Here is a 12,127-nt window from a genome sequence, read left to right as displayed (position 1 = left end):
AGTCGGGGCGATGCCACGCTCCTATCAAGTCACGCCGGTCGGTCCTTCACACCCGATGCCGACACAACGCACGAACGCCAACCTCCTCAAGGCGGCAGTGTTTGTAAGAGCCAGACACCGGGTGATCTGGACCCAACCACCGCAAACGCGGCAACGCCACCCTGACACTGAGTGTTTGCACGCTGACACGCCGTGTTGGGCGGCATTCTGCGCACGCTCGATGCGGTGAATTGTCGGCATAACCCGCGGCTTCGACGATTGCGCGCATGCATCCTGAGCTTGCTCGGTTACTCGACGCCCAAGGCGGCGTGGTCACGTCCGCGCAGGCCCTGACGTACCTACCCCGTCGCGCCCTAGACCGTGAGTGGCAACGCGTCTGGTACGGCATCTATACCCGCTGCGAGGTGGACACCGCTTTGCGGTTGCGCGGGCTGGACCTGGCGTGCGGCCGCAACGTCGCGGTATGCCTCAACACGGCCGCGGCCGCGTACGGCTTCGACACGGAACGCGACGCCAACCTGCATGTGCTCAATCCCGTGGGCGCGCAATTGCGGTCGACCGACGGCTTGATAGTCCACCGTCGAGAAGGCGCGCCGCTGGCCATGGTCGACGGTCGGCCAGCCACTGCGCCGGCGTGGACGGCGATCGAGGTGGCGCGCAGCCTTCGCCGGCCGCGGGCCCTGGCCACCCTCGACGCTGCCCTCCGCAGTCAACGGTGCAGTCGCGACGAGTTGGAGCGGGCGGTCAAGCTGCAGTCCGGACGTCGCGGCGTCGTCAACCTGCGCGAGTTGCTTCCGCTGGCCTCCGCGCTAGCGGAGTCACCGATGGAGAGTGAGGCGCGGCTGGCCATGATCGACGGCGGGCTGCCGACGCCGGTCCTGCAATACGAGGTCGTCGACGCGCACGGACGCGTCTGGCGCCTCGACTTCGCCTGGCCCGACTATCGGGTGGCCGCCGAGTACGACGGCGTCGACTGGCACAGCGGGCAGGACGCCTTCGTTCGCGATCGCCGGCGCGGCGCGGCACTGAGTGATCTCGGGTGGGTGGTCGTGCCCATCATTGCCGAGGACGTCAGGCGCCGGCCCGGCGAACTCGTCGCCCACATCGAGCGGCGACTCAAGCGCGCTGCGTGAGCGTGCGCAGAATCACGCTCGCGACGGCGTGTCCCCGTACAAACACGCACGCTCGCGGGACGACGTTTAGGAGCTGGTGCCCGGGCCGATGTTGCTCGCTGGACGGGTGCGCAGGTCGTGCACGTAATCGCTTGGCGCCCCGGCCACTTCGGCGGCGTCGGCCATCACGCCGAGGTACCGTGCAGACGGCAGCCCGCCCTCCCAGGCGTCGAGCACGTACAGCCACGCCAGCACGGGATCGGTGTCGGTGTCCGACGCGATGCGCTCCACCCGGCAGCGGATCTTCTTGTGCACGCCGAACTCCGAGCCCTCCCAGCGGTCCAGGTTGTGCTCGTCGGACGGCGTCATGTCGTAGAGGACTACGAACACCTTGGAGCCCGGGTCCTCGACGATGGTGGCCAGCGCGCCCTCCCAGCCGATGTCCTCGCCGCCGAAGGTCAGCCGCCACCCGTGCAGCCAGCCCGTTCCGGCCATCGGCGAATGCGGTGCGCGCTTCAGCATCTGCTCGGGATCCATGTTCGACCCGTACGCGGCGTAGAGCGGCACGGGGAAAGCTTAGACGCCGGGCATTCATCCGAGCGCTTCATCCGGTGTCCGACTAGGTTTGAACCGTGGCGACCCGCATCGTGATCCTCGGTGGAGGACCGGCCGGTTACGAAGCCGCGCTGGTCGCCGCGACACTGTCCGCCGAACGCCCCGGCCTCGCGGACGTCACGGTGATCGACTCCGACGGCATCGGCGGGGCCGCCGTCCTCGATGACTGCGTGCCGTCCAAGACGTTCATCGCCTCGACCGGGGTGCGCACCGAGCTGCGCCGGGCGCCGCGGCTGGGCTACGACATCGACATCGAGGACGCCAAGATCTCGCTGACGCAGATCCACGAGCGGGTCAAGCGGCTGGCCACCGACCAGTCGGCCGACATCGCCGCCCAGCTGCGCGGCATGGGTGTGCGCCTCGTCGCCGGCCACGGCGAGCTCATCGATCCCACGCCGGGCCTGGCCTGCCACCGCGTCAGGGCGACCGCCCCCGACGGCTCCACCACCGAGCACGAGGCCGACGTGGTGCTGATCGCCACCGGCGCCAGCCCACGGGTCCTGCCGTCGGCCCAGCCCGACGGCGAGCGCATCCTGACCTGGCGCCAGCTCTACGACCTCGAGGCGCTGCCCGAACACCTGATCGTGGTGGGATCCGGCGTCACCGGCGCCGAGTTCGTCAACGCCTACACCGAACTCGGGGTGCCGGTGACGGTGGTCGCCAGCCAGGACCGGGTGCTGCCCTACGAGGACGCCGACGCCGCGCTGGTCCTCGAGGAGTCGTTCTCCGAGCGGGGCGTGCAGCTGGTCAAGAACGCCCGCGCCGCGTCGGTCACCCGCACCGACACCGGGGTCCTCGTCACCATGACCGACGGCCGCACCGTCGAGGGCAGCCACGCCCTGATGACCATCGGCTCGGTGCCCAACACGACGGGCCTCGGCCTGGAGCGGGTCGGCATCGAGCTCGGCCGGGGCGGCTACCTCACCGTCGACCGGGTGTCGCGCACGTCGGTGCTCGGCATCTACGCCGCGGGTGACTGCACCGGCCTGCTGCCGCTGGCGTCGGTCGCGGCGATGCAGGGCCGGATCGCGATGTACCACGCGCTCGGGGAGGGCGTCAGCCCGATCCGGCTGCGCACCGTGGCGGCGACGGTGTTCACGCGGCCCGAGATCGCCGTGGTGGGGGTGCCGCAGTCGGCGATCGACGACGGTTCGGTGACGGCCCGGATGATCATGCTGCCGCTGCGCACCAACGCGCGCGCCAAGATGTCCGGCCTGCGGCAGGGCTTCGTCAAGATCTTCTGCCGCAAGTCGACCGGCGTGGTCATCGGCGGCGTGGTGGTGGCGCCGATCGCCTCCGAGCTGATCCTGACCATCGCCGTGGCTGTCACCAACCGGATCACGGTCAACGAGCTGGCGCAGACGCTGGCCGTCTACCCGTCGCTGTCCGGCTCCATCACCGAGGCGGCCCGCCGGCTGATGGCCCACGACGATCTGGACTAATTCGATGGTCGCGACCCGCTTCGCCCGGCAATGCCGCGCTCGCGATCGCGACGAGTTCGATGGTCGCGATCCGTCCCCAGCTGCGCGGGGTCCCCATCGCCCGGCAATGCCGCGCTCGCGATCGCGACGAGTTCGATGGTCGCGACCCGCATCGCCCGGCAATGCCGCGCTCGCGATCGCGAACAACCGCTAGCCTGGGGAAGCGTCCTACCGACGAGTAACCGAGGAGGAGTCTCCCAGTGAGTGACCCGATCCACGCGTCCGGCGGGCAGAGCTCGCCGGCCGCGGTGCTGGGACCGGAGCAACGCCGACACGCCTGGAAACGCCTGGGCGGTGAACAGTTCGACGTCGTGGTGGTGGGCGGCGGCGTGGTGGGCTCCGGGTGCGCGCTGGACGCCGCGACCCGCGGGCTGAAGGTCGCGCTGGTCGAGGCGCGCGACTTCGCGTCGGGCACGTCGAGCCGCTCGTCGAAGATGTTCCACGGCGGGCTGCGCTACCTCGAGCAACTCGAATTCGGGCTGGTGCGCGAGGCGCTGCACGAGCGGGAGCTGTCGCTGACCACGCTGGCGCCGCACCTGGTCAAGCCCATGCCGTTCCTCTTCCCGCTGACCCACCGCGGCTGGGAGCGTCCCTACATCGCCGCGGGCATCTTCCTCTACGACCGCCTGGGCGGCGCGAAATCCGTTCCCGCGCAGAAACATCTGACCCGCGCGGGCGCGCTGCGCCTGAGCCCCGGCCTGAAGCGCTCGTCGCTGATCGGTGGCATCCGCTACTACGACACCGTCGTCGACGACGCCCGCCACACCATGACGGTCGCGCGCACCGCCGCCCACTACGGCGCGGTGGTGCGCTGCTCGACGCAGGTGGTGGCGCTGCTGCGGGAGGGCGACCGCGTCACCGGCGTGCGGGTCCGCGACTCGGAGGACGGCGCGATCACCGAGGTGCGCGGCCACGTGGTCGTCAACGCGACCGGCGTGTGGACCGATGAGATCCAGGCTTTGAGCAAGCAGCGCGGCCGGTTCCAGGTCCGCGCGTCCAAGGGCGTGCACGTGGTGGTGCCCCGCGACCGGATCGTCAGCGACGTCGCGATCATCCTGCGCACCGAGAAGTCTGTGATGTTCGTCATCCCGTGGGGCGGCCACTGGATCATCGGCACCACCGACACCGACTGGAACCTCGACCTGGCCCACCCCGCCGCCACCAAGGCCGACATCGACTACATCCTCGGCACCGTCAACACCGTGCTGGCCACGCCGCTGACGCACGCCGACATCGACGGCGTCTACGCGGGGCTGCGGCCGCTGCTGGCGGGGGAGAGCGAGGAGACGTCGAAGCTGTCGCGCGAGCACGCCGTCGCCGTCCCCGCGCCGGGTCTGGTCGCGATCGCCGGCGGTAAGTACACCACCTACCGGGTGATGGCCGCCGACGCGATCGACGCCGCGGTCCAGTTCGTGCCGGCGCGCGTGGCGCCATCGATCACCGAGAAGGTCATGCTGCTGGGCGCCGACGGGTACTTCGCGCTGGTCAACCAGGCCGAGCACGTCGCCGCGCTGCAGGGGCTGCACCCGTACCGCGTGCGCCACCTGCTCGACCGCTACGGGTCGCTGATCGGCGAGGTGCTGGACATGGCCTCGGGGGATCCGGACCTGCTGCGGCCCATCAAGGAGGCGCCGGGCTACCTGAAGGTCGAGGCGTTGTATGCCGTCACGGCCGAGGGCGCCCTGCACCTCGAGGACATCCTGGCCCGCCGGATGCGGATCTCGATCGAGTACCCGCACCGCGGGGTCGACTGCGCCCGCGAGGTCGCCGAGGTGGTCGCGCCGGTCCTGGGGTGGAGCGACGGCGACGTCGAGCGCGAGGTCGCCAACTACACGGCCCGGGTGGAGGCGGAGATCCTGTCGCAGGCCCAGCCCGACGACGTGTCGGCCGACGAGCTGCGGGCCAGCGCGCCCGAGGCGCGCGCCGAGATCCTCGAGCCGGTGCCGCTAACTTGAGACCCGCGCCCCTGCCCGTGCGCGACGGACTCGGGCCGGCCCGGGTGCGGTTGTGCGGGGGACCGGTGCTCGCCGAGCTGACGGCCCGATTCGGTCCGGTGACAAGCGATGTCGTCGACGCCGACGGCGTGCCGGTCGACGAGGCCACGGTGTTGCCCGCCGGGTCGCACGTGTACCTGTATCGCGATCTGCCGGTTGAGGTTCCGGTGCCGTTCGACGTGCCGGTGCTCCACCGCGACGCCAACATCGTCGTGGTCGACAAGCCCCACTTCCTGGCGACCATGCCGCGGGGGCGGCACGTCGCGCAGACGGCGCTGGTGCGGCTGCGCCGCGAGCTCGACTTGCCCGAGCTGAGCCCCGCGCACCGGCTGGACCGGCTGACCGCCGGGGTCCTGCTGTTCACGACCCGGCGCGAGGTGCGCGGCGCCTACCAGACGCTGTTCTCGCGCGGCCTGGTCGGCAAGACGTACCTGGCGCGCGCGGGTTGCGATGCGGCGCTTGATTTTCCGCGTGTCGTGCGCAGCCGAATCGTCAAGTGCCGCGGCGTCTTGCAGGCCGTCTGCGAGCCGGGTCCGGTCAACGCCGAGACCCATGTCGAAAGCCTCGGCGGCGGGCTGTACCGGCTGACGCCGCGCACCGGGCGCACGCATCAGCTGCGGGTGCACATGGCGTCGCTGGGCTTGCCGATCGACGGGGATCCGTTGTACCCGAACGTGATCGACGTGCCGGCCGACGACTTCGGCACGCCGCTGCGGTTGCTGGCGCAGCGCATCGAGTTCACCGATCCGCTGACGGGAGCGCGGCGTGAGTTCGTCAGCCGCCGGCCGGGCCCATGAAACGCCCCGGCCACCGGCCGCCGCCGGGCGTGGACGCCCACGACATGGACGTGCAGGGCGTCCGCACCCGGGTGTACGAGGTCGACCCGGGCACCGCGCTGACGCCGCTGGTGCTGCTGCACGGAGCGGGTGCCGATTCGGCGCTCGTGTCGTTCGGTTCCGCGCTGGCGTCGCTCGGGGCGCGCCGGCGCGTCATCGCGCCGGACCTGCCCGGCTACGGCGATACGCAGTTCACCGACGCGTCGTATTCGATTCCCTGGTACGCCGATTGGGTCGCGGCCCTGATCCACCGCCTCGGCCTCGATCGGGTCGACCTCGCCGGGTTGTCGCTCGGGGGCTGGATCACGCTCGAGGTCGCGATCAGCCGGCCCGAGATCGTGCGCCGCATCGTTCCGGTCAACCCCGGCGGCGTGACGGAGACGTTCAAATACCTTCACCTGGCGCGCTGGCTCGCCAACCACCCCGCGGTGAACAAACAGGCCTACCACGCCTACGCCCGCTTGGGGCGCCGCTTCACCCGGATGCAACTGCGCCGCATCGTCGAGCATCCGGCGGCGCTCAGCGACGACCTGGTCGACGCCGTGATCCTCAACTGCCGGAGTCCCCATGCGGGAGAGGCCTTTTCGGCCACCCAGCGGTGGACGTTCGGTCTCGGACCCCGGGGCTGGTCGCTGGTGTCGAGGCTGCCACAGGTGAGGGCCAAGACGCTCGTCATCGCCGGGCGCGACGACAGGCTCGTTCCCGTGGCGGACTCGGTGCGTGCGTCGCAGCTCGTCCAGGACGGCGAGGTGCGGATCTTCGAACCGTGTGGGCACTGGCTGGTTCGGGACTGCCCGGAAGAGTTCGTCGAGGCGGTCAGCCGGTTCCTGGGCTGAGCGCTTGACTCGCCAGCCGCTCCTCGACGGCGCTGGTCTCGGTCAAGGTCACGCCGATCAGTGTGAGGTCGTGCAGGCGCTCGGCGGTGACCTGGGACGTGGCGTCTTGAACCAATACGGTCCGGTAATCCCGTTCGCTGGCGTCAAACAAGGTGGCACGCGGGCAGTTCGGAAGGTTGCATCCGGCGACCACCACCGTGGTGACACTCTGCTCCCGCAGGTGGTCGTCCAGTGCTGTCCGGTAGAACGCACTCCACCGCGGCTTGAACATGACGTGTTCCGACGGCCCGATCTCCTGCATCGAGCCGGCGATCAACCGATCCGGTATCAACCGTTCCGCGCCGGGCAGGAGCGCAGCCGGTATTTGTGAACCGTCGCTGCCCGGTGCGACGATCTCCTTCCCGGCGCGAATTTCCGCGCGGCGAACGAGGTCGACGTCGTCGCCGCCCGGCACATAGAGCCGTACGACATGAACGATCGGGCGGCCCGCCAGGCGATAGGCCGAGATCAACCGCGCCAGCTGCGGTAGCCGATCGGCGGTTCCCGGCACCACCATCGCGCCGGAGGCGAACTCCACTTGCACGTCGATGACCAACAGCGCGGACCGTTCCCACTCGGGGGACAAGTAGTCGGGCATCGGGGCAGACGTCATCACGACATTGTCGCAAGCGCGCCCGCGGCGTGGCGACGGCTGCATGAACACTGGTTGACCGGGTAGCCCCCGGCCCATGGACATCACGGTCACCTTCGTGGGCAACGCCACCACCCTGATCTCGGGCGGCGGGGTGACGCTGCTGACCGACCCGAATTTCCTGCACCGCGGGCAGCGCGCGTACCTCGGCTACGGGCTGGTGTCCAAGCGGCTCAAGGAGCCGGCCCTGCGCATCGACGAACTTCCCCCGATCGACGCGGTCGTGCTCTCGCACATGCACGGCGACCATTGGGATCGGGTTTCACAGAAGGGCCTCGACCACGGGCTGCCGATCGTCACCACGCCCGACGCCGCCAAGCGGCTGCACCACCGCGGCTTCGAGCATGCGCGGGGATTGTCGACCTGGCAGTACCACACCATCACCAGGGGCGGCACCACGGTCACCATCACATCCCTGCCGGGACGGCACGCGCCGCTGGGGATCCACCGCCTCCTGCCGCCGGTCATGGGCACCATGCTCGACTTCACCGCCGACGGGTCACGGCGGCGCCTCTACGTCTCCGGCGACACGCTGTTGGTCGAGGAGCTCAACGAGATTCCGATTCGCTTCGATTCGATCGACGCCGGCGTGCTGCACCTCGGCGGCACCCGGCTCCCGGCGGGACGGCGCCTGCCGTTCGGGCTGACGGTCACCATGGACGGCGTCCAGGGCTCCGAGTTGGTCGCGTTGCTCAAGCTGCCGAAGGCGATCCCCGTGCATTTCGACGACTACGGCGTCTTCGCCTCGCCGCTGGAAGATTTCACCCGAGAGATGCGCCGGCGCGGCATCGCGGACCGCATCATCGAACTCGACCGGGGCGCCTCGGTCACCGTGTGAGACGGCCTTCAGTGACCAACGCCTCTAGGCCGTAATACTTCGTTGACTAGGATCGATAGGTATATCGTTCGTCCCATTCGGCACTCCGACGAAGAAGGGCCGCAGGTGAGGCGTCGATCCGCACTGTTGGGGGGGTTTTCGCGCGCTCGTCAGCGTGAATTTCCCGGGTGGTTCCTAGGGAGGGGAGTGTGAACCCCATGGATCTGTCGGCGTTGCCTCCCGAGATCACGTCGACGCTCATCTATTCCGGCCCGGGAGCGTCCTCGCTGCTCGAGGCGTCCGCGGCATGGGATGCCCTGGGTGCGGAGCTGGAGAGCACCGTAGCCGTCTACGCGGCGACGGTGTCCACGCTCGCCGAGTCCTGGAGTGGCCCGTCGTCCTCCGCGATGATCCAGGCCGTCCAGCCCTACCTGACGTGGATGCGCAACACCGCGCAGCAGACCCAGCAGACCGCCGCGGCGGCGCAGGACGCGGCGGCGGCGTTCAACGCCGCGCTGGCGAGCGTCGTGCCTCCCGCCGCGGTCGCCGCCAATCGCGCCCGGCTGGCGCAGTTGCTGGCCACCAACCTCCTGGGCAGCAACCTTCCCGCCATCGCCCAGACCGAGGACGAATACCAGACGATGTGGGCGACCAACTCCGCCGCGCTCAGCCGCTACCAGGCGGCGTCGGCGCAGGCCACCACCGCCCTGCCGCAGTTCCAGACGCCGGCCTCGATCGTCGACCCGTCGGGTGTCGCCGCCCAGGCTGCCGCCACCCCGGCCGCCGGCACGCAAGCCGCCGCGACGCGGGCCGCCGTCTCCGCGGCGCCCGTGCCCGCGGCGCCCGTTCCGTCGGACACCCTGCCGTCGGTTCCGCTGTTCCAACAGAACCTCGCCTACTTCGACCCGCAGGCCGGGTGGTTCGGGCTCGCCAACCAGTACGCCAACCAGTTCATTTCGTCCGGGTTCCCGATCAACCTGCTCAGCCTCGGCGCGCAGGTGCAGTCGGCGCAGTCGCTGAGCAACATCGGCGGCGACGTCGGCCAGGGGCTGTCCGAGGGCGAGGCCATCGCGGGGGGCGCGGCCGCCGAGGCGCCCACCGCATTCGGCGGCCTCTCGGCGGAGCCCACCGCGGCGATGAACGTCGGCGTCTCGCTGGGGAAGCTGACCGCCCCGCCCGCGGTCGTCGGGCTGCTGCCCGGCTCCCAGGTGCCGGTCCAGCTCGCCTCCGCCGCAACGCCGTTGGCCGCGGCTGACCCCGGTTTCCCGATGCTTCCTCCGCTGATGCCGCCGCCGATCTCGGCGGGCAGCGGCTGGCGCAAGCGCAAGCAACAGAAATACGAGGACCTCGAGATCGGGCGCGAGATCAAGGGCACGGTGATCAAGCCCCCGCCGTCGGCGGGCTGAGTCAGCCCGCCTCCGCCGTCTGGGGTTCGTCCTCGGCGAGGGTGAAGTAGTTCTCCTCCTCCTGCACGAAGTGCAGCCGCAGCAGCGCGTACAACCCGTACAGGCACGCCAGCAGGTCGTCGACCTGCTCGGGCGCGATCGCGCCGGCGGCGTGGGCCAATTCCCGGTGCGCGCCGACGCGGTCCGACAGTCGCTGGATCTCCGCGTGCGTGCGGCTCATCGTGGCCGTGGCCTCCCCGGTGCCGAGAGGATGGGCCAGGGCGGGGTAGAGCTGGGTCTCCTCCGCGCGCTCGTGGGGCAGGATCCGCCGGGTCAACAGGGTGTGTGCCCGGTCGACGGCCTGCAGCGCCGCCGGCTGATCCGGCGCGCCGGCGAGGCGATCGGCCGCGTCCCGCAGCACACCGATCGCGTCGCGCAGTTCGTCGTGCTCGGCGTCGAACCGCCGCAGCATCTCCTCGGTGGCCCGGGGCAGGTCGACGTCGACGGCCGGATTTCCCCGCAACGCGCGCAGCGCGTTCGCGATCACCGCGACATCGATGCCCTCCTGCAGCAGCGCACCCGCGGCCGGCGGCAGCCACCCGAGCGCCGCGACGGCCATCGCGACCAGCGAGAGCCCCATGCCGACGACCGCGCTCTGCACGGCGATGCGCCGCGACCATCGCGCGATGTCCATCGCGTCGGCGAGCCGGTCCAGCCGGTCGGTGGTCAGGACGATGTCGGCGGCCTCCGACGACGCCGTCGTTCCCCGGGCGCCCATGGCCACGCCGACGCTGGCGGCGGCGAGGGCGGGCGCGTCGTTGACGCCGTCGCCGACCATCACGGTGACCGCCCGCTCCTTCTCGGCGCGCACGGCGGCCACCTTGTCGGCGGGGCTCTGCTCGGCGTACACCTCGTCGAGGCCGAGGACCGCCCCGACCTCGCGGGCGGGCTCCATGCGGTCGCCGGTCAGCATCACCAGGCGGTTCAACCCGGCGCCGCGCAGGCGCCGCATGGTGCGGGGCGCGTGGCGCCGCAGCGGGTCCCGCAGCAGCACCGCACCGAACAGTTGCCCGTCGACGCGCACCCACGCGATCGCGGCGGTGTCGAGCAGGGCCCGGTTCAGCGCCGCCCGCGCCCACGCCGCGGCGGCCGTGGCGACGGAGAGCTTGCCGACCTCGACGCGCCGCCCGTCGACGGTGCCGGTGACGCCGCGGCCGGGCTCCTCGACCACCTCGGTGGGCAGCGACAGGTTCAGGGCGCGGGCGTGCGCCTCGGTGACGATCGCCTCGGCCAGCACGTGCGGGGACATCTGGTCCACCGACGCGGCCAGCCGGAGCACCTCGATCGCGTCCGCCCCGGGGGCGGCGGTGACGTCGATGACGACGGGCCGTCCCATAGTCACCGTGCCGGTCTTGTCCATCACCAAAGTCTTTGCGTGGCCCAGGTTTTCCAGCGCCGCCCCGTTGCGGATCACCACGCCGTGCCGCGACGCCCGCGACAGGCCGGACACGATGGCGACCGGCGCGGCCAGCAGCAGCGGGCACGGGGTCGCCACCACCAGCACCGCAACCGCCCGCACCGCCGAGCCGCTGGCCAGCCACGCCCCGCCCGCGACCAGCAGGGTCAGCGGCAGAAACCAGGCGGCGTAGCGGTCGGCCAACCGCACCACCGGGGCGTTCTGCGCCCCGGCCTCCTCGGCGAGCCGGACGATGTGCGCATAGGTGCTGTCGGAGGCGATCGCGGTCGCGGTCATCTCGAACGCGCTGCCCGCGTTGACCACACCGCTGCGGACGGGCTCGCCGACGCCGCGCTCGACCTGCAGCGGCTCGCCGGTCAGGACCGACTCGTCGAGGACCGCGACGCCGTCGGACACGCGCCCGTCCACGGGGACGACCTCGCCGGGGCCCACGACCAGCAGGTCGCCCACGGCCACCTCGTCCAGCGCGACCACCGTCACCGCCGACCCGGCGCGGCGGCGGGCGAAGCGCGGCGCATGCTCGAGCAGCGCCCGAAGGTCGTGGGAGGCGCGGCGCTCGGCCGCCGCCTCGAGCGCCCGCCCGCCGGCGAGCATGACGGCGATCAGCGCTCCGGCGAGATACTCGTGCACCAGCAGCGTGCCGACCAGCGACAGCACCGCGATCAGGTCGACCCCGAGCCGGCCATGGCGCAGGCCGCCCAGCACCCACACGACCGCGGGCACCACGGCCACCACGGTGCCGGCGATCCAGCAGCCGTCGGCAACGCTGCGGGCGCCGGCCAGCCAAGCGATCCCGCCGGCAGCCAGCGCGGCGAGCGTCACCCCGACGAGCGCCGGCTCGACCAGTCGGCGCAGCCTCGCCGCGGCGGAATCCTTCACACCA

The 12,127-nt window shown here is 71.2% G+C and carries 10 protein-coding genes; 7 read left to right on the top strand and 3 right to left on the bottom strand.

Translation table 11 applies throughout. From position 1 onward, the window contains the following. Positions 1 to 266: 266 nt before the first annotated feature. Positions 267 to 1,133: a hypothetical protein gene (locus GPY60_RS01325; RefSeq protein ID WP_156685749.1), complete on the top strand. Its 867-nt coding sequence runs from the start codon at positions 267 to 269 to the stop codon at positions 1,131 to 1,133. 66 nt (positions 1,134 to 1,199) lie between these two features. Here GPY60_RS01325 and GPY60_RS01320 read toward each other — a convergent pair whose 3' ends face one another. After that, positions 1,200 to 1,679, bottom strand: coding sequence for a gamma-glutamylcyclotransferase (locus GPY60_RS01320; RefSeq protein ID WP_156685748.1), 480 nt, complete (start codon positions 1,677 to 1,679; stop codon positions 1,200 to 1,202). Positions 1,680 to 1,744: 65 nt separating this feature from the next. On the opposite strand from GPY60_RS01320, the gene GPY60_RS01315 reads away from it, so the two are divergent. The 4 genes from GPY60_RS01315 (at position 1,745) to GPY60_RS01300 (ending at position 6,874) form a co-directional block, all read left to right on the top strand. Next, positions 1,745 to 3,169 (top strand): NAD(P)H-quinone dehydrogenase, encoded by a 1,425-nt coding sequence (locus GPY60_RS01315; protein ID WP_156685747.1) that lies wholly within the window; start codon positions 1,745 to 1,747, stop codon positions 3,167 to 3,169. A 239-nt stretch (positions 3,170 to 3,408) separates the two neighbouring features. Further along, the gene (locus GPY60_RS01310) at positions 3,409 to 5,163 is read left to right on the top strand and encodes a glycerol-3-phosphate dehydrogenase/oxidase (protein ID WP_156685746.1); all 1,755 of its coding nucleotides are present in this window, start codon (positions 3,409 to 3,411) and stop codon (positions 5,161 to 5,163) included. Continuing rightward, the gene (locus GPY60_RS01305) at positions 5,160 to 5,999 is read left to right on the top strand and encodes a pseudouridine synthase (protein WP_156685745.1); all 840 of its coding nucleotides are present in this window, start codon (positions 5,160 to 5,162) and stop codon (positions 5,997 to 5,999) included. The genes GPY60_RS01310 and GPY60_RS01305 overlap by 4 nt, the downstream gene beginning before the upstream one ends. Next, the gene (locus tag GPY60_RS01300; RefSeq protein ID WP_156685744.1) at positions 5,996 to 6,874 is read left to right on the top strand and encodes an alpha/beta fold hydrolase; all 879 of its coding nucleotides are present in this window, start codon (positions 5,996 to 5,998) and stop codon (positions 6,872 to 6,874) included. The genes GPY60_RS01305 and GPY60_RS01300 overlap by 4 nt, the downstream gene beginning before the upstream one ends. Here the strand turns inward: GPY60_RS01300 and GPY60_RS01295 are convergent. Further along, positions 6,855 to 7,511: a cysteine hydrolase family protein gene (locus GPY60_RS01295; protein WP_156685773.1), complete on the bottom strand. Its 657-nt coding sequence runs from the start codon at positions 7,509 to 7,511 to the stop codon at positions 6,855 to 6,857. The two genes, GPY60_RS01300 and GPY60_RS01295, sit on opposite strands and share 20 nt — an antisense overlap. Positions 7,512 to 7,602: 91 nt before the next feature. On the opposite strand from GPY60_RS01295, the gene GPY60_RS01290 reads away from it, so the two are divergent. Continuing rightward, positions 7,603 to 8,403, top strand: coding sequence for an MBL fold metallo-hydrolase (locus tag GPY60_RS01290; RefSeq protein WP_156685743.1), 801 nt, complete (start codon positions 7,603 to 7,605; stop codon positions 8,401 to 8,403). Positions 8,404 to 8,600: 197 nt separating this feature from the next. Next, a complete protein-coding gene (locus GPY60_RS01285; protein ID WP_156685772.1) occupies positions 8,601 to 9,788 on the top strand; it encodes a PPE family protein in 1,188 nt (395 codons plus the stop codon). Between the two features lies 1 nt (position 9,789). Here GPY60_RS01285 and GPY60_RS01280 read toward each other — a convergent pair whose 3' ends face one another. Further along, a complete protein-coding gene (locus GPY60_RS01280) occupies positions 9,790 to 12,123 on the bottom strand; it encodes a heavy metal translocating P-type ATPase (RefSeq protein WP_156685742.1) in 2,334 nt (777 codons plus the stop codon). Positions 12,124 to 12,127: the final 4 nt, after the last annotated feature.

The organism is Mycobacterium sp. Marseille-P9652 (assembly GCF_902652685.1).
Lineage (GTDB): Bacteria > Actinomycetota > Actinomycetes > Mycobacteriales > Mycobacteriaceae > Mycobacterium.
Note: the sequence above shows the minus strand (reverse complement) of the source record. Positions and strands in the feature narration are given on the sequence as shown.